Raw genomic sequence first — 17,948 nt, 5'->3', positions numbered from 1 at the left:
CTCAAGTCAATGACTGCATCAATTCGAAATTCTCGCTGTAATCAGGAAGTGCTAGATTTGCATTGATTAACATCAGTTTTTTCTGTTCCGACTATTTTTGACTGTTGCTTTCTTAGTGTTTTCAAATACTTAGCAGCATTGACACTGTGGCAGATGCGATCGCCTTGGAAAAACGTTCTAAAGTAAAAAAAAGGATTTCTATCTTCCAGTGTATTTCTCATTGCCATCTTTATAGAAGGCGATCGCCCTTCAAAAACCCCAACCTCAGGGGATAATGACAAAGTCGATACATTGCGGCGCGTTTCTGAATGACAATATAGATAATCGTTAGGATTTGTATTTATGCCATGTGGCAAAATAAAGATTTTGCAGATTGGATTAGGAGAACCACTGAATGCTAGAAGAATATAGAAAACACGCAGCAGAAAGAGAAGCAATGGGGATACCTCCTCTTCCCCTCAATGCCCAACAAACATCGGAACTTTGCGAACTGCTCAAAGCTCCACCAGAAGACCAAAAAGAAGAATTATTATTATTGTTGCGCGATCGCGTTCCTCCTGGTGTAGACGATGCGGCATACGTCAAAGCTGGCTTCCTGACGGGAATAGCTAAAGGCGAAATCGAGTGCCCTCTAATTTCCATGCAAGGGGCGGTCAACTTGCTCGGTACGATGATTGGTGGTTACAACGTTCAATCTTTAGTAAGTTTATTAAAATCCCGAGATCCTAGTCTTGCTGCCCAAGCTGCCGCCGCTTTAAGTAAAACTTTATTGGTATTCGATGCGTTTAATGACGTTTTGGAACTGTCTGATGACAATCCTTATGCCAAACAGGTAGTAGATTCTTGGGCAAATGCCGAATGGTTTATCGGTCGTCCCAAACTTCCCGAACAAATTACCGTAACTGTCTTTAAAGTACCGGGAGAAACTAACACCGACGATCTCTCTCCTGCACCCCATGCTACCACTCGCCCCGATATTCCCCTGCATGCTTTAGCGATGCTGGAGTCAAAAATGCCCGAGGGTATTGAAACTATAGGTAAGTTAAAAGAAAAAGGACATCCGGTTGCCTATGCGGGTGATGTAGTCGGTACCGGTTCTTCTCGTAAATCGGCAATTAACTCCGTCTTGTGGCACATCGGACACGAAATTCCTTTCGTTCCCAACAAAAAAGCTGGCGGCTACATCTTAGGTAGCAAAATTGCCCCCATCTTCTTTAACACTGCCGAAGACTCTGGCGCATTACCCATTGAGTGCGATGTCTCCCAAATGAATACGGGAGACGTGATTACTATCAAACCTTATGAGGGAGAAATTACTAACGAAAGTGGCGATGTGATTGCTACCTTCAAACTCAAACCAGAAACGATTCTCGATGAAGTACGGGCTGGTGGACGTATTCCCTTACTTATCGGTAGGGCACTTACTGACAAAACCAGAGACGCACTAGGGCTAGAACCGTCGGAAACCTTTACTCGTCCTTCGATGCCCGAAGATACTGGTAAAGGCTTTACTCTAGCACAGAAGATGGTCGGCAAAGCCTGTGGTTTACCTGGGGTAAGACCTAACACTTCCTGCGAACCGATCATGACGACAGTTGGTTCCCAAGATACCACGGGACCGATGACCCGCGACGAACTCAAAGAATTAGCCTGTCTTGGTTTTAATGCCGACTTAACCCTACAAAGCTTCTGCCATACGGCGGCATATCCCAAACCCGTAGATGTCAAAACTCATCGGGAACTACCCGACTTCTTTGCAACTCGCGGTGGGGTTGCCTTGCGCCCAGGAGACGGAATCATTCACTCCTGGTTAAATAGAATGTTATTACCCGATACTGTCGGTACTGGTGGTGACTCCCACACTCGTTTTCCTTTAGGAATATCCTTTCCTGCTGGTTCTGGCTTGGTCGCTTTTGCTGCTGCTTTAGGGGTAATGCCCTTAGATATGCCTGAATCAGTTTTAGTCCGCTTTACAGGAGAGTTACAGCCTGGTGTCACCTTGAGAGACATCGTTAACGCTATTCCTTGGGTAGCCATCCAGCAAGGCAAACTCACTGTTGCTAAAGAGAACAAACAAAATGTCTTTAACGGACGAGTAATGGAAATGGAAGGCTTACCGGATCTTAAGGTAGAACAAGCATTTGAACTTACCGATGCTACAGCCGAACGTTCTTGTTCTGGCAGTACGATTAAAATCAGCGAAGAAACCGTAGCCGAATATTTGCGATCGAATATTGCTCTACTGAAAAATATGGTGGCACGAGGTTATCAAGATGCCCGTACTCTGATGCGACGGGTTGCCAAAATGGAACAATGGTTGGCAAACCCAGAACTGATGTCTGCGGATAAAGATGCTGAATACGCAGACATTATTGAAGTCAACCTCAATGAAATTAAACAACCCATCGTCGCTGCACCCAACGATCCCGATAATGTCAAACTAATGTCGGAATGTGCTGGGGATAAAATTGATGAAGTATTCATCGGTTCTTGTATGACCAATATCGGACATTATCGCGCTGCGGCAAAAATCTTAGAGGGTGCCGGAGTAGTCAAGGGACGCTTGTGGATCTGTCCGCCAACTCGGATGGACGAAAAACAGCTAAGAGAAGAAGGAGTATATGGCGTATTTGCTGCGGCTGGCGCGCGTACCGAAATGCCTGGCTGTTCCCTTTGTATGGGCAACCAAGCGCGGGTTGAAGATAACGCCACTGTCTTTTCTACTTCGACTCGTAATTTCAATAACCGCATGGGTAAAGGGGCGAGAGTCTATCTCGGTTCGGCAGAACTCGCTGCCGTCTGTGCTTTACTAGGCAAAATTCCCACGGTAGAAGAATATATGGCAATTGTCAAAGAAAAAATCGATCCTTTTGCTGGTGAACTGTATCGATATCTCAACTTCGACCAAATTGACAATTTTGAAGATGAAGGCAGGGTAATCCCCATTGAAGAAATGCCGAAAATTGAAGATCTTCTAGGTATTCCTGGTTAGTAAACTTCTATTAGGACTTAGATATTTTTTAGTCACAAACAGCCTTAAACCTAATACTTTAATGGGCACCTCGATTAATTGCCTTGTTACGAATTTAGAGAACCCAGAGTCTTTATAAACACGTTCTCATCCTCAACAATGTTTGGATTTCGAGGTGACCTAATTTTTTCTCGATCTACTTGGGTTTCAGGGATTTTTTGGTCTTTGGTGTATATCCCCTTTGTCACCTGGGTTTGAGGCTGTTTTCTTATATTTTTTTATCTGAGAAACTATAAGAAGCAATTTGATTGCAGTAATTTATAATTATGATAATTATGAAATAGTCTCATAATTTTAATTAAAAATAGAAAACAAAACGCGATCACTTTCTAGTTTAACAAAACAACTGACACTGACAATTAATTAATCATGTTGTTTCTGGAGAGAGAGATTACTTTTTATTAGTTTTCTCCGGGCACCGATACAATGGGCTTTAAAAGTATCTAATTGCCCATGGTGTCTAATCAAATTTCGATTGTTCTGAGCTTTATCTTTTTCCTACTGTTGTTTGTCGGGGTAGGAATTTATTCGGGAGCGCAAAAACAAAATACCACTACTGATTATTTACTGGCGAGTCGTAGCGTGAACCCCTGGTTGACAGGTTTGTCCGCTTTCGCTACGGCTCATAGCGGCGGGATGTTCATTAGCACTATTGGCTGGACATATCAGGTAGGAATTTCTTCTATGTGGTTGCTCGTCGGCTGGTTTCTGGGCGACTATTTGGCTTGGTTTTTTATTCACAAACCCCTACGAGTATCCTCAGAAGCAACTTCATCAGAAACTATTGGAGAATTTCTCGGTCAAGATAGTAAAAATCGCTCGATTCCGATGGTTTCGGCAGTGGTTACGATCGCGTTTTTGGGAGCTTATGCAGCCGCTCAACTACTGGCGGGAAGTAAAGCACTTTACGTAGTTTTTGGCTGGAACTACGGTTGGGGGATTATTCTAGGTGCAGTTATCGTCGTAGCTTACTGTTTTTCTGGTGGGATTCGGGCATCAATTTGGACTGATGCGGTACAGTCAGTATTGATGGTATTTGCGATGACGATGCTATTGTTGGTGGCTCTAAATGCCTGTGGTGGACTGGGAGGAATGTGGCAGCAGTTAAGAGCGATCGATCCAATTCTCGTCGATCCCATACCGCCCAATCTAAAGTATGGTTTTGCTTTATTTATGCTTAGTTGGTTGGCTGCCGGTGTAGGAGTAGTAGGACAACCTCATATTATGGTGCGAGCGATGGTGCTCGACAAGCCAGAAAATATGGGTCTTACTCGCAATATTTATGCAGTTTCTTATTTAGTTTTTTCTACCGCTGCGGTTTTAGTGGGTTTGAGCGCACGGGTATTACTGCCTGGGTTAATTGATGGAGGCGATCCAGAATTGGCACTACCGCAAATGGCAACGGAGTTATTGCCCACTTTACTAGTAGGAATAATTTTAGCCGGAATATTTGCTGCAGTTATTTCTACTGCCGACTCACAAATTCTCTCTTGCTCTGCTGCTCTAACTCAAGACCTATTTCCCGTAATGTCAAACTCTTATAAATTGGTTAAAGTAGGAACCCTAATCGTTACGGGAATTATTGTGGCGATCGCCCTAGCTAGTAATAAAAATATGTTCGCTTTGGGTATATTTGCCTGGTCGGCACTGGCTTGTGGTATAGCTCCCCTGTTAATTTTAAAAGTATGGCAATTTCCCGTCAGTTCTTTAGTAGGGGTAACCATGATGGTGGTTGGTATCGCCACTGCTGCCGTTTGGAACGGGGTTTTGGGACTATCGGGTTCGATTTACGAAGTGTTGCCTGGGGCGATCGCCAGTTTTGCCGTCTACGGCATCGCTCGCTTATTTACCGTCCAAAAAAAGTTTAACTAGATACTTTTAGCTTCAATTGTGAATCGCCAAGAAAATTCTTCTCGTAAATTAGAAAAAATCGAAAATTATCGTCAGAATTGGTGGCGTAAGTTACTAGCTGCGATCGCGCTACTCAATTTATTGCTAGTATTATTTAATCTCAGCTATTTATCTTTAAGGGATACTTATCTTCAATATACGCCAGCTTTAGTAAGACTATACGATCCCGTCAAGGGTATCGAGCCTCATCCCGATACCGAAATCTATTTAGCTACCGTAGCTCGGCTTAAAGAAGAATTATCCCAGTCTGGCTTACAAGCTCGCTCCACTGCCAAGCTGTTTACTTCTCTACGAGAACAAAGTTTGACTCTTATTGCCGAAGATCCTTTTTTAGATGCCGACAAAACCGCTACTTTTGCTAAGTTAAAGCGACGTATGGAATATCAGATGGATACTCGTTCGGCGATCGATGCTTTTAGCCGGTTTTGGACTGAGGAATACTGGAAGCAAGCTGGAACGGAACCAACTTTAAAATTTTGGCAAGGCAAAATCGAACCCCTGTTTAAAATTAACTTTTATCGCCACATCGACGAAAATGGAATTTATGTAGACTACTTTTGGCGCATCGATCTGTTGTTTGTAATTTGCCTGGCGATCAATTACTTGACTGAAACTTGGTGGCTAGCTCGACAGCGTGAGGATCTCGGTTGGGGAAATATGTTACTGCGTCACTGGTACGATACGATTTTTTTACTTCCTTTTTGGCGTTGGCTGCGAGTCATTTCCGTTGGAATACGCCTGCATAAATCTCAATTAATTAATTTAGGAGGGATCTTAGCTCAAATCACTCACGAACCAGTAGCATATATATCCCAGCGTGCTTCGATGTTTGCCATCGTGCGGTTACTCAATCAAACTCAAGAAATTGTAGCTAGTGAAGAAGTCGTAGGAGGATTTCTCGAGTCAAAGTCAAAAGTTGAAAAAACCGATGGGGAATTAGATCGCATTTTAGATCGCCTCATTAGTCTGACGATCTATCGAGTTTTACCCCAAGTACAGCCAGAGATAGAAGCTCTACTACAATACAGCTTAAAAGAAGCCATCGGAGAATCAGATTTCTATCGGGTACTGCAGCGAGTTCCCGGTGTCACCGATCTTCCCGATGAAATTATTCAAAATTTGGGCGATTATTTAGCCAATGCCGCTTATGATGTGCTGATGAGTTCTTACAGCGACGTTCGCGGTAGAGCTTTGTTCGATAATCTCAGTCAAAATTTTACTCGAACTTTGCGTCAAGAATTACGCGATCGCGCTACTCAAGCTGAGATTCAATTATTACTATCTAAACTGCTAGAAAAACTCAAGTCTCAATACGTTCGCGGTACCAGTTCTATCGATCCAGAGGCAACTTTAGACGAAGCCGAAGAAATAGAAAATAGCGATGTTTCCTAAATAAAATGGAGCCGAGCAGAGTCGAACTGCTGTCCAGACTGGTTACTATAACCTTCCGCTCGTTCACAGGTTTATCTCCTCTAATCCTCGGAGCGAGAACCGTCACTTATCCCTGACGGTGGGATGCTCTGGCAAAGTCTTAGCCAATCGGTCTACCAGAGACGACCAATTGGAGCATCCGTTGGGGTTTTGTCTTTAGTCCTTAACGGAGTCGAACTAAAGACGAGCAAGTCAGAGTTTTGACTTAGGCTACTACAGCCTGACGCTCAAATTTTACGATGTTGTTTGCATCTATATTTAAGTTGAGTCTTGATTTACGAGAGAATACTCACTCTCGACCTGCATCACGGGTTAGCTTTCGCCAACCTGTCGAAACCATTACGGCCCCTTGCATCAATTAATTTTATTATAGTAATTTTCCCCAAGTCTTGCCACCAAAGGATTTGGTAGAGATAGCCGAACAATAACGAATAAAAGAGAAAGCTAACCCACTGCTCTATCGGTATCGATATTGTCAAAAGTGATAATTACATACCATAAGCGGAGGAAAACAATTCTTATTCAAAAAATTCTTCATCAATTTTCTTGAGATACAGAGTCTCTTCAATTCTACAGCCGACGTTATAGCGGATCATCAGCCTGGTCAATTGCCTACTATCTATCAGTACGATACGTTTACTTAAAAATTCTGCGGTTTCTTTAGCCGCAGATTGTAGCACTGGAAGCATTAAGGTTTGATAATCTGGTATTGGCATGATTGATTGTCTGGGTATTTTCCTTATCTTGCCCAAATCTCGCCAAACCACATCTAGATCGATTGACAAACTTACAACTCGAAAAGTATCTACTTTTGATGGCGAGCTCTCAGAATTGTGCAACGCCATTTTTTACTTAAGAAATCATCTATTTTTCCGAATGAAACTTAGGATACAGCATTTCTTTGACTGGCGATCGACCGATTAAATGCTGTTTGACGATCGCCGCAACTTCTCGTGGTCTAATTTGACTGTACCAAACTGCTTCGGGTTCGACTAAGACCATCGGACCATTACCGCATTCTCCCAAACACCCCGCAGTAAGCACCTCTATTTCTTCTAATAAATCCTGTCGCTTTCTAAAAGCAGCTAAAACTTTTTGAGAATCATACTTGCGACAGCTACGCCCCAAGCAAACCAGTACTCGCTTTGGCGATCGCTCGTTCATATAATTTTACTCAATCTAAGGTCAAACCCTTTTCTGCCAACCACTGCGGATTATAAATGCGTGATTGATATCTTGCCCCACTGTCACAGAGAACCGTAATAATAGTATGACCGGGACCCATTTCTCTAGCCAGGGCAAGTGCCGCGCCGACATTAATACCAACCGAACCGCCCATAAATAATCCGTCTTTTTCTAATAGCTGATAGAGAACGCGAATACATTCCTTATCGTCTATTTGAATGGCATCATCAATGGGTACATTTTCCATGTTAGCGGTAATTCGACTATTGCCAATGCCTTCGGTAATCGATTTACCTTCGGTATTGATTTCTCCAGTTTTGACATAGCTATAAAGCCCACTACCCATCGGATCTGCTACCACACAGCGAATATTGGGGTTTTTCTCTTTGAGAAATAGAGATACTCCTGCATAAGTCCCCCCCGTACCCGTAGCAGCTACCCAAACATCTACTTGACCATCAGTTTGTTCCCAGATTTCTTTGCCTGTCGTTTCGTAATGGGCTCTACGGTTAGCCAAATTATCAAATTGGTTTGCCCAGATCGCATTTTCCATTTCCGCTGCTACTCGTCCCGATACCTTGACGTAGTTATTGGGATCTTTATAAGGTACGGCTGGTACTAAACGCACTTCAGCCCCTAAAGTTCTGAGGGTGTCAATTTTTTCTTGAGATTGGGTTTCGGGAATGATAATGAGACATTTATAACCTTTAGCGTTGCAAATATGGGTTAGACCAATTCCAGTATTGCCAGCCGTGCCTTCAACTACCGTTCCTCCTGGCTTTAATAAGCCTTTGGCTTCTGCGTCTTCAATAATATACAGTGCTGCGCGATCCTTTACCGAACCACCAGGGTTGAGAAATTCAGCTTTACCGAGGATCTCACATCCTGTCTCTTCACTAAAGCTATTGAGGCGAATTAAAGGTGTGTTACCCACTGTGGCAACAAAACCATTTTTAATATCCATATGAATAAATTTAACTACTCAATCTTCAGATTACCTGAATTTGGCGATCGGGAACTAGGAGCTAGAAATTGGAAAATAGCTCTCGAACTTTCATCCCTTCCGAGCTATGAAAAAAGAAAGAAATTCGTCGGTCGAAGTTATTCATTTTCGAGAGCGGAGAGCTGGGCTTTTGTTTTCGTATGGTCTTACTACGGAGTAATCTGTAATCCATAATCTTCTTGCGCTACACTTGCGTGAAAAACACAAAGGGCGGGTAACACCCACCCCCGATTGCTTATTGTTTAAAAAGATAGAAGTGCAGTGAGAATTATTCTCTCATCTGCCCATTTTTAGGGTAGTAGCGGTCGCGCCACCAACATCGACTACTTACTTATCTGGTTGAGGAGTCATCCGCAAATAGGGTTTGACTTCTGTAACACCTTTGGGGAATTTTTGTTTGGCTTCCTCTGTAGGAATCGTGGGAGCGACAACTACATCTTCTCCCTCTTGCCAGTTAGCAGGAGTAGCCACTTGATATTTATCAGTTAGTTGCAAAGAATCAATAACTCGCAAGACTTCGTCAAAATTACGTCCCGTGCTGGGAGGATAAGTAAGAGTAAGACGTAATTTCTTTTGAGGATCGATAATAAAAACGGTGCGAACGGTTACTTTGGCGTTAGCATTGGGATGAATCATGTCATAGAGATCTGACACTTTTTTGTCAGGGTCTGCCAAAATTGGATAGTTAATATTAGTAGCTTGGGTTTCATTAATATCGTTAATCCAGCCTTGATGAGATTCGGTATCGTCAACGCTTAAAGCAATTACTTTGACGTTGCGCTTGTCAAATTCGGATTTGAGCTTGGCAACTTCACCTAATTCGGTAGTGCAAACTGGAGTATAATCTGCCGGGTGAGAAAATAGGACTACCCAGCTATCTCCCGCCCATTCATAAAAGGAGATTTTCCCCATGTTTGAATCTTGAGTAAAATCGGGCACTGTATCGCCTAATCTGAGTTGAGCCATGATTTAATTATCCTCGATTGATTTCTAAGAAGCAGTTTATTATTTTCCCATAAAATTACGACGCTATCTTATGGGCTTCATTCTTCTATAACTCGATTTAGCAATTTAAAACACTTGCATACACAACATTTGCATTAGAATTTTGCTTCTACTAATTATTCTATTACCTAACCTCCATTCCGGTTAAGGCGAGCTCTAATTGTTATAAACTCGTACCGATTATGCTGTAGCTTGCTACAATTTACAATTATTGTCTACTCACATCTTCCACTAGTACAAATAAACTTAATAATTTAGGATCGAGCGTCTAATTTACGACCTTTTTCCCTAATACCACAAGTCAGTTACGGATTAGGTGCAAGATCTCAGTCTATACAAGTTTTTGCTTCACAAATTCCTTATGGTTTTTTCCTAGTCTCAAGTTGACAAGTTTAAGTACAAATAACTCTTGATTCTTTAGAAAAATCACTCAGAGAAATAGAGAAAAATTCAATCGAGGAATCATCAAGCCATGAAAAAGCTCCAACTAAGCCAAACAGGAGTTGAAGTAAGTTGTCTTTGCCTTGGTACTCTTCGCTTTGGCACTAGAAATAATTACAAACAAGCTGCTCAATTGATGGATATGTACGTCGAAGCAGGAGGGCGTTTTATTGACATGGCCAATTGCTACGACCAATGGTGTCCTCAAGGTAAGGGAGGTGAAAGCGAAGTAACTATTGGACGTTGGCTGCGAGAGCGTGGATCGCGCGAGCGACTTTTCCTCGCTACCAAAGTTGGTTTCGGCTATCAAGGCGTTCCTGATGGTTTGACAGCTTCCACTATTATTTCCGAATGTGAAAATAGTCTGAGAAAATTGGGTGCAGATCGCATCGATCTGTACTATGCTCACAAGGATGACCTCAATACATCCTTAGAAGAAACTCTATCTGCTTTCAATAAGTTGGTCAAAGATGGCAAAATCCGCTTTTTTGGAGCGAGTAATTATCTAGCATGGCGTTTGGCTGATGCCGATGCAATCGCTGCTGAAAACGGATGGATGGGTTTTACTTGTGTAGAACAGCGTCATACTTATCTACGACCCACTCCAGGAGCCGATTTTAGTCCACAACAGATTGCCGATCGCAATTTGATGAGTTATTGTAATGCTCGCGGTAAAACTATCTTACCCTATACTCCTTTACTGCGTGGTGCTTATGTTCGGAGCGATCGCCAGATTCCATCTCCTTATCGCGGTCCCGATACGGATGTTCGACTAGAGGTACTATATGAAGTCGCAGGAGAACTTGGAGCAACTGCCAATCAAGTGGTTCTCGCCTGGATGATGCATCGTCAACCCCCATTACTACCAGTTTTTTCAGCCAGAAATCCCGAACAGATGAGGGAAAATTTGGGCGCACTAGACATAGCTTTGTCAGCCGAACAAATGGAAAGGCTCGATCTAGCCGGACATTGTCTCAATGACGAACCAGTCTAACTGCTGATGCTTATTACCATCGAGGTGCACATTTCCTTTCCCTGCTCCCTAGTCTATTAATTGAGAATAGACCCAGAGCAGATTGAGGGTTTTCCTCAGTCTAACATAAGCGCTATCGCTCCAGCTTAGATTTTTTTCAACTAAACCAAGTCACTGAAATAAGATAAGATAACTACCTGCCAACCAGAATTTAGATTATTACGACTCATGGAAGACAAACATATGCTGATGATTCCTGGTCCTACTCCAGTACCAGAGAAAGTCTTACTCTCTGTAGCCAAACATCCCATCGGACATCGTAGCGGCGACTTTAGCAAGATTATTGCCGAAATCAATCAAGGACTAAAATGGCTGCATCAAACCCAGAATGAAATTCTTACCCTCACGGTATCGGGCACGGGGGCGATGGAAGCAGGAATGATTAATTTCTTGTCTCCTGGCGATCGCGTTTTAGTAGGAGTCAATGGTAAATTTGGCGATCGCTGGGCACAAATTGCCGAAGTTTTTGGTCTGAAAACCGAACGCATCAGTGCTGAATGGGGACAACCATTAGATACCGAAGAGTTTCGCACTAAGTTAGAAGCCGACACTGACAAAGAAATTAAGGCGGTCATTATCACTCACTCTGAAACTTCTACGGGAGTTCTCAACGACCTTGAAACCATTAACAAATACGTCAAGGCACACGGTGAAGCTTTAATCGTTGTCGATGCCGTTACCAGTTTGGGGGCTTATAACTTACCAATTGATGACTGGGGTTTAGATGTGGTCGCTTCTGGTTCCCAAAAAGGCTACATGATTCCCCCAGGATTGGGTTTTGTTTCGGTTAGCGATAAGGCTTGGAAGGCGTACGAAAACTGCAAATTTCCTCGTTTCTATTTGGATTTGGGCAAATACAAGAAAGCCAACGCTAAAGACAGTTCGCCGTTTACTCCTCCGGTTAATTTGATGTACGGTTTGCAGACATCTTTGCAAATGATGCAGCGTGAGGGTTTAGAAAATATCTTCGCTCGTCATCGACGTTTGACTGAAGCTAGTCGGGCTGCGGTTAAAGCCATGGGATTGAAGTTACTCGCTCCCGATAATGCCGCTAGTACCGCCGTTACCGCGATCGATCCGGCGCCCGCCGAGGCTGAAAAAATTAGAGCGACGATGAAGCAAAAATATGATATCGCTCTAGCTGGAGGACAAGAACACCTCAAGGGCAAGATTTTCCGTATCGGACATCTAGGGTTTGTCAGCGAGCGCGATTTACTAACGGTTATTTCTTGCTTGGAAGCAACCTTAATCGAATTGGGTGTAGATAACTTCGAGCCTAAAGCTGGTGTAAAAGCTGCTGCTGCTGTTTTTGCTTGAGATACCAGGGGACGTTTTTGGCAACGTCCCGATACTGTTAGTGAACTGGGAGCGCAACTGCTGTTTTTGAGAGAGAATTTAGCTAGGTTCTGTTGACGTAAAGAGGCAAAGATGAGAAAGTACCTGAAGTTGCTGATTTTAGTCAAAAAATTCTTCATGAAATCTCGTGTTAAGTTGGACGATTCTGCTTGGCAGCAAATTTTCGTTGTTCTGAGCCACCAACAAGACATCCGTATCAAAGACCCCAAAGCTTGTCGTCGTTTTCTGAATGCGGTTCTCTGGATTACTCGCACAGGTGCTCAATGGCGTGAATTACCCAAACGTTTTGGCAACTGGAACAGCCTCTACAAACGATATCGGCGTTGGTGTCAGAAGGGAGTTTGGCATCGTCTCTTGCAAGAAATGTCCCACTCTGCTGACTTAGAAAGTTTAATTCCCGATAGCACCATGATTCGTGCTCATCCCTGTGCAGCAGGAGCAAAAGGGGGTCAGAAAAACACTCTTTAGGAGGTTCTTGTGGCGGATTTAGTACCAAGTTACATGCTGTGGTAGATGCGTTGGGCAATCCGCTGCGGTTGCTTCTGACTCCAGGGCAAACCGCCGATATCAGTCAAGGAGAGGCATTGGTGGCTGGTTATCGAGCTCAACAGGTAATTGCCGATAAAGGCTATGATTGTGATGCTTTTGTGGTCTTGATTGAGGAAACTGGTGCTCAAGGCGTGATTCCGCCTCGTTCTGGTCGCCTCAACCCTAGAGATTACGATTCACATCTGTACAAGGAGCGACATCTAGTTGAGTGCTTTTTTAACAAACTTAAATACTATCGTCGCGTTTTCAGCCGTTTTGACAAAACTGACGAATGTTATTTGGGATTTGCCGAATTTGCTTCGGCTTTAATTTGGTTGCGTTAATTGTGTCAACAGAACCTAGTAGAAATTATTAGCTATCTTGCAATGTTTATTCTGCGGCGAGCGATTATTTTGCTCTTACTTGAGTCAATACTAATCGATTGTGGTTAAAAGTGGCACTTATATTTCTTTTGCATGAGTGCTTAGTTGTTCGCTATCAGCAGGACAATACTTTTGAATTGCCAAACAACATTCTTCTACAGAAGCTCTAGCTGTCATTGCCTTTACCAGAGCTTGGTATGATTGTTGGTGTCTTTTTAACAAACTCGTTGCTTGTAACTTTGCCCAACGTTCTTTTTGGGGATAAACTTTTTCTGGTAAACCTGCTAGTATTAATGCCTTCTTTAACTGTCGACGATCCTCAGCACCGCCCGTGGCGTTACCGTAAATCATTTTTTCTGCAGCAATTCCCGCCATCCATACCGTACAACAGCGGTCTAGAGTCAAGCGCATCTGTTGGAGATCGAATGGTTCTACTGTCAGAGCTTCTGTGTCGAAGTCAACACCTCCACTGCCGACTCGTCCTTGTTTGATTACCTCCCAAGCCGTTAAGGTATAGCCAGTAATGGGAATTCCCAAAAAATAGGCGGCTAAAAAATGTCCTGCTTCATGTTCGATAATTCGTTGCCGTTGTTGTTTAGTAGCAAATAAATCTAGCAATAAGTTAATTCCCCGACTATTCCAAGTTAAAGTGTCTACTGTCGCCAAACCCAAAATTCCCAACGTAGCACCAGCGGGGACGAAGGGAGATATATTGAATAAAGGACTCAATAAGCTAGACATAGTCATCGTAAAAATCCCGATCGCGACTAAATTTAGAGCAGTTTGTGGCATTTTATCTCTGAGCTATTGAATTTTATTAAGAAGTGTAAATTAAATTAATTATCTAGATTGTAGCTAAAACCAGGAATTTTCCAAAAAAGCGATCGCCGTATACTCTTTCAAGAACGACATCTTAAACCGCGTCCATATAGAGAACTGGGTTTTAGTCAAATGCCTTTTCCCTTTGCCTCTTGCCCTTGAACCGCGGAATGCGGTCATCGCAGGCACCGCCGTTCAACTGAGGTGTACCGATGACCTAAAAATAGAAAAACAAAAAAACTACTGGTTTCAAAGTAGACGCGGTTTATTCTATGTCTCGTGTAAAATCTAAACCTTGTGACCGTTGGTCGAACTTTAAGCGAGATTCGCTATCCCATTCAGTATCGAGAAGAAGGCAACTGGCTACTAGTGTTTGTTCTCAGTGCTAGGAACAAGTAAGTCAAGACAATCCCCATTATTGCTACGGTGAAACCTGGAAAGCAGGTAAAAAATGATAATGGATAGGTGATAGAAGATAAACTATTGGTACATTTATACGTCAAAATTAAATTATCTATCTAATGCAATGATATTAATCTATTTTTAATTTTCAAACTATGTCTTCTACAGTTTTGATTACAGGTGCGTCCCAAGGTATTGGTAAAGCCACCGCACTATTATTTGCCCGTCGTGGATACAATACAATTATTGCCGCCCGTACTGCTAGCGAACTCGATGCAGTTGCTAGAGAAATCGAAAATATAGGCAGTGAAGTACTCGCCATTCCCACCGATACCAGCGATCGCGCTGCGGTAGAAACTCTGGTGGCTCGAGGAAGCGATCGCTTTGGCAAGATCGACGTTTTGGTTAACAATGCTGGAATATGTATGAGCGCGAGTATGGCGCAAACTACTATTGAGGATTGGGAAAAAATTATTAATACCAATCTTTGGGGTTATATCTATACAATTAAAGCCATCTTGCCTCAGATGCTAGCCAGAAAACAGGGAAGCATTATTAATGTCGGTTCATTTGGTGGTAAAGTACCTATGCCGAACATGACGGCTTACTGCACTACCAAACACGCGATCGTTGGTTTAACCGAAACGATGCGAATAGAACTAGAACCATTAGGCATTCATGTCAGCGGGGTACATCCCAGCGTCACTAAAACTGATTTCTTATCAAGAGCCGTGTTTAAAGACAAAGATCCCCAACGTGAAAAACAACGCCGTCAGGATATGGAAAAATTTATTGACAGTCCCCTTGCCAGTCAGTCAGAAGATGTTGCCGAAGTAATTTGGAAAGCAGTCAAGCATTCTCATGGTTCGATAGTTGTCGGTTCCGCTAAATTTCCTGCCTTCTTCCACCGTTTGTTCCCCAGTTTGAGCAAAACCATTTTACAAGTAGCTACAAACTTGGGATAAGTTTCAATACTTTTAAGCCATAAGCTCGCTCGAAAAAAGCTGTAAGCTATAAGCTTTTTAGTTAAGAATGAAAGACTCTCGCGATCGAGCTACACTCTTCAACTAAACATGGATTTAAAGTTTAAAGCTAATAATTGCTCGCTCGACTTTCGTCCCTTTTTGCCGATTCTCTACTCGTGACTATGAACGATAACTTAAAACAGATCTCTCTACCAGTAATGGGTTGTGGTACTTGGGCTTGGGGCAATCGGCTGCTGTGGAATTACGATGAAAGTATGGACGAGCAGTTACAAGAGGTTTTCGATTGTTGCGTGAGCAATGGGGTAAATTTATTCGATACTGGTGATTCTTATGGTACGGGTAGGCTCAGTGGCAGAAGTGAAATGCTTTTGGGTCAGTTTGCCCGTCAATATCAAGGTACCAATCGAGATAAGATTTGTTTGGCAACCAAACTCGCTCTCTATCCCTGGAGATTGACTCCCGGATCGGCAGTGGTAGCGGCTGAGGCTTCGGCTCAACGTATGGGAAGAAATATCGATCTGGTACAAATGCACTGGTCTACCGCCAACTATTTTCCCTGGCAAGAATGGTGGTTTTTAGATGGACTTGCCAAGCTCTACGAGCAAGGATTAGTTAAAGGCGTGGGTTTATCCAACTACGGTCCCAAAAGATTGAGACAAGTTTATCAAAAGTTTAGCGAGCGCGGCGTGCCCATTACTTCTTTACAAGTACAATATTCGTTGCTTTCTACTTATCCCGTTACCGAGTTGGGAGTTAAAGAAGTCTGCGACGAGTTGGGGATTAAACTGATTGCCTATAGTCCCCTGTGTCTGGGAATTTTAACGGGTAAATATACAGATAAAAATTCTTATCCTAAAGGACTGAGAGGTTTATTATTTAGAAGATTAGTTCCCCAGGCGCGATCGCTGTTATCCTGTTTACAGGCGATCGCCAAATCCCGTCAGAAAACCATGTCTCAAGTGGCAATTAACTGGTGTATTGCCAAAGGCACGATTCCCATTCCCGGAGCCAAAAATGTCCGACAAGCCCGAGAAAATATCGCTGCTAAAGATTGGTTATTGGATGCAGGGGAAGTAGCAGAACTAGACCGCGCTGCGGCTAAAGCTAATAGTCCAATGGTACAAAATATCTTTCAAACTAAATAAAATGACAGACTTTAAATTGTCCGAACACTAATGCCAATTAAAACGCATTTGTTCTAAGGTTGGGGAATGCTATTTTAATTCAAGCCGCTACTTTTTTCTAGAGACAAACGACCGCTCGAGGCTATCTTAAACTGCAGATCGTTTTAACCGCCATAAATGCTTTCTCAACTTAATAGTTGGAATCGTTGGAATCAACTTCTGGTAAGTTTATCAATTTTAGTTTTTTTGCCCTTGCAATTTCCTCAGGTTCTCCGCAATCACGAACTGATTGTTAGCGGCGATCCTGAAGCGATCGCTGCTTTGACGGTAATTCCTGCGATGGGTTATGCTTCGGGAATGCTAGGAAATCTATTATTGATGAACTTTTTAGCAGAAAGGCTAGAGTTTTGGGGAACGGCAGTACAGGCTGTTGGCATGATAACTTCAGGAATTGTCTTGATTCAGCTTTTTAGTGCAGGTTTGGTTCCGGTATTTTTCTTTATACCTTTCGTAGCGATACTGATAGTAGGGTCGGTTTTCAATTACTCCAACTTCTTCCTTAACAAACAGCCACTTTGGTCTGAGCACATCTGGTTAATTGGTCGTCTCTGTATGCGGATAATGGGAATCGCTTTGCTACCTGCCTTTGCCGTTTTACAATTACACGATGCTCTGTTTCCCAAACTACCCCAATGGCCTGGTGGGATTGGTATCGCTCTACTTGCCAGTTTTTTGGTTCTAACTTTCATTCGTCAGCAGGCAGAAACCTTTCCCGAATTTTTTGCCGAGAAAAATAGTTGGCGACGGCAAGTACTCAATAGTAGTGAATGGCTAGATGCTTGGTTGAGACGTGGTTGGCAGGGATTAGCGGGTTGGACTGCAAACCTTTTATTCATGTTTGGACCTTTAGCTCAACTGATTAATAGCATTATTCATCCCGACAGCTTGAGTGCCCTTTCTCTGACTACTCAGTTTCTCTGTGTAGGAGGCAACTTATTGATGCTTTCTCGTTCGGGAACCCTACTCGTACAAGGAAAAGATCGAATTTGGTGTTTTAGTAGTCTCTGGGATATAGCAATGCGAATGGGAGTCTTCTTTTGCGTTATGTATTACCATCTCCTCGCTCCTGTGACATTCTTTACCTGCTTAGCTTTAGTTTTCGGATGTTTGGGATTTATTTACCTCATGGCAAAGCGAGAGTGTCAAGAAGCTTCTATAAGTAAAACTTTTGAGTTTCTACTCTTCGGACGTTGGCAAGAAGTAACCAATGCTTGAGAAGCAACCAAAATTAGTTACCTACTTTCTAAAGT

13 protein-coding genes, 1 other RNA gene and 1 pseudogene are annotated in these 17,948 nt (G+C 42.9%); 9 read left to right on the top strand and 6 right to left on the bottom strand.

Annotated features, from left to right (window positions below; genetic code table 11):
• Positions 1 to 394 precede the first annotated feature (394 nt).
• The 3 genes from acnB to ACLFKQ_RS04405 all read left to right on the top strand — a co-directional run bounded on the left by acnB (position 395) and on the right by ACLFKQ_RS04405 (position 6,334).
• Positions 395 to 2,992, top strand: a complete 2,598-nt coding sequence (acnB, locus tag ACLFKQ_RS04415; protein WP_448998656.1) for a bifunctional aconitate hydratase 2/2-methylisocitrate dehydratase — start codon at positions 395 to 397, stop codon at positions 2,990 to 2,992.
• 495 nt (positions 2,993 to 3,487) lie between these two features.
• Positions 3,488 to 4,903 carry a sodium/proline symporter gene (locus ACLFKQ_RS04410; RefSeq protein ID WP_448999453.1) on the top strand — a complete coding sequence of 472 codons (1,416 nt, stop codon included), beginning with the start codon at positions 3,488 to 3,490 and terminating at the stop codon, positions 4,901 to 4,903.
• A gap of 18 nt (positions 4,904 to 4,921) precedes the next feature.
• Positions 4,922 to 6,334, top strand: a complete 1,413-nt coding sequence (locus ACLFKQ_RS04405) for a hypothetical protein (RefSeq protein WP_448998655.1) — start codon at positions 4,922 to 4,924, stop codon at positions 6,332 to 6,334.
• Positions 6,335 to 6,337: 3 nt separating this feature from the next.
• Here ACLFKQ_RS04405 and ssrA read toward each other — a convergent pair.
• The 5 genes and pseudogenes from ssrA to ACLFKQ_RS04380 form a co-directional block, all read right to left on the bottom strand.
• Positions 6,338 to 6,722, bottom strand: a transfer-messenger RNA (tmRNA) gene (ssrA, locus tag ACLFKQ_RS04400).
• Between the two features lie 169 nt (positions 6,723 to 6,891).
• Positions 6,892 to 7,044, bottom strand: a pseudogene (locus tag ACLFKQ_RS04395) (restriction endonuclease); the annotation flags it as partial.
• 193 nt (positions 7,045 to 7,237) lie between these two features.
• Positions 7,238 to 7,537 (bottom strand): (2Fe-2S) ferredoxin domain-containing protein, encoded by a 300-nt coding sequence (locus ACLFKQ_RS04390; protein WP_448998654.1) that lies wholly within the window; start codon positions 7,535 to 7,537, stop codon positions 7,238 to 7,240.
• Between the two features lie 10 nt (positions 7,538 to 7,547).
• The gene (locus ACLFKQ_RS04385; RefSeq protein ID WP_448998653.1) at positions 7,548 to 8,522 is read right to left on the bottom strand and encodes a cysteine synthase A; all 975 of its coding nucleotides are present in this window, start codon (positions 8,520 to 8,522) and stop codon (positions 7,548 to 7,550) included.
• A 366-nt stretch (positions 8,523 to 8,888) separates the two neighbouring features.
• Positions 8,889 to 9,527 (bottom strand): peroxiredoxin, encoded by a 639-nt coding sequence (locus ACLFKQ_RS04380; RefSeq protein WP_448998652.1) that lies wholly within the window; start codon positions 9,525 to 9,527, stop codon positions 8,889 to 8,891.
• A 511-nt stretch (positions 9,528 to 10,038) separates the two neighbouring features.
• Here ACLFKQ_RS04380 and ACLFKQ_RS04375 point away from each other — a divergent pair.
• The 3 genes from ACLFKQ_RS04375 (at position 10,039) to ACLFKQ_RS04365 (ending at position 13,268) form a co-directional block, all read left to right on the top strand.
• Positions 10,039 to 11,001 carry an aldo/keto reductase gene (locus tag ACLFKQ_RS04375; protein WP_448998651.1) on the top strand — a complete coding sequence of 321 codons (963 nt, stop codon included), beginning with the start codon at positions 10,039 to 10,041 and terminating at the stop codon, positions 10,999 to 11,001.
• Between the two features lie 207 nt (positions 11,002 to 11,208).
• The gene (locus ACLFKQ_RS04370; RefSeq protein WP_448998650.1) at positions 11,209 to 12,357 is read left to right on the top strand and encodes a pyridoxal-phosphate-dependent aminotransferase family protein; all 1,149 of its coding nucleotides are present in this window, start codon (positions 11,209 to 11,211) and stop codon (positions 12,355 to 12,357) included.
• 156 nt (positions 12,358 to 12,513) lie between these two features.
• Positions 12,514 to 13,268 (top strand): IS5 family transposase gene (locus ACLFKQ_RS04365; protein ID WP_448998612.1). Its coding sequence is split into 2 segments (ribosomal slippage): positions 12,514 to 12,834 and positions 12,837 to 13,268, totalling 753 coding nucleotides; the frame shifts between segments, so codons are not numbered across the junction.
• 117 nt (positions 13,269 to 13,385) lie between these two features.
• Here ACLFKQ_RS04365 and ACLFKQ_RS04360 read toward each other — a convergent pair.
• A complete protein-coding gene (locus tag ACLFKQ_RS04360) occupies positions 13,386 to 14,099 on the bottom strand; it encodes an ATP-dependent Zn protease (protein ID WP_448998649.1) in 714 nt (237 codons plus the stop codon).
• Between the two features lie 584 nt (positions 14,100 to 14,683).
• On the opposite strand from ACLFKQ_RS04360, the gene ACLFKQ_RS04355 reads away from it, so the two are divergent.
• From ACLFKQ_RS04355 to ACLFKQ_RS04345, 3 genes are all read left to right on the top strand, one after another.
• Positions 14,684 to 15,493 carry an SDR family NAD(P)-dependent oxidoreductase gene (locus ACLFKQ_RS04355; protein ID WP_448998648.1) on the top strand — a complete coding sequence of 270 codons (810 nt, stop codon included), beginning with the start codon at positions 14,684 to 14,686 and terminating at the stop codon, positions 15,491 to 15,493.
• Between the two features lie 182 nt (positions 15,494 to 15,675).
• Positions 15,676 to 16,659, top strand: coding sequence for an aldo/keto reductase (locus ACLFKQ_RS04350; protein WP_448998647.1), 984 nt, complete (start codon positions 15,676 to 15,678; stop codon positions 16,657 to 16,659).
• 156 nt (positions 16,660 to 16,815) lie between these two features.
• Positions 16,816 to 17,913: a hypothetical protein gene (locus ACLFKQ_RS04345; protein ID WP_448998646.1), complete on the top strand. Its 1,098-nt coding sequence runs from the start codon at positions 16,816 to 16,818 to the stop codon at positions 17,911 to 17,913.
• Positions 17,914 to 17,948 lie beyond the last annotated feature (35 nt).

The organism is Myxosarcina sp. GI1(2024) (genome assembly GCF_053543375.1).
The sequence above is the reverse complement of the archived record's forward strand: the minus strand, read 5'-3'. Positions and strand labels throughout refer to the sequence as shown.

Bases quoted from the DNA above. Each gene is read 5' to 3' on its own strand.
- acnB (WP_448998656.1), top strand. From the start codon at position 395: ATGCTAGAAGAATATAGAAAACACGCAGCAGAAAGAGAAGCAATGGGG.
- ACLFKQ_RS04390 (WP_448998654.1), bottom strand. From the start codon at position 7,537: ATGAACGAGCGATCGCCAAAGCGAGTACTGGTTTGCTTGGGGCGTAGC.
- ACLFKQ_RS04385 (WP_448998653.1), bottom strand. From the start codon at position 8,522: ATGGATATTAAAAATGGTTTTGTTGCCACAGTGGGTAACACACCTTTA.
- ACLFKQ_RS04380 (WP_448998652.1), bottom strand. From the start codon at position 9,527: ATGGCTCAACTCAGATTAGGCGATACAGTGCCCGATTTTACTCAAGAT.
- ACLFKQ_RS04375 (WP_448998651.1), top strand. From the start codon at position 10,039: ATGAAAAAGCTCCAACTAAGCCAAACAGGAGTTGAAGTAAGTTGTCTT.
- ACLFKQ_RS04370 (WP_448998650.1), top strand. From the start codon at position 11,209: ATGGAAGACAAACATATGCTGATGATTCCTGGTCCTACTCCAGTACCA.
- ACLFKQ_RS04360 (WP_448998649.1), bottom strand. From the start codon at position 14,099: ATGCCACAAACTGCTCTAAATTTAGTCGCGATCGGGATTTTTACGATG.
- ACLFKQ_RS04355 (WP_448998648.1), top strand. From the start codon at position 14,684: ATGTCTTCTACAGTTTTGATTACAGGTGCGTCCCAAGGTATTGGTAAA.
- ACLFKQ_RS04350 (WP_448998647.1), top strand. From the start codon at position 15,676: ATGAACGATAACTTAAAACAGATCTCTCTACCAGTAATGGGTTGTGGT.
- ACLFKQ_RS04345 (WP_448998646.1), top strand. From the start codon at position 16,816: ATGCTTTCTCAACTTAATAGTTGGAATCGTTGGAATCAACTTCTGGTA.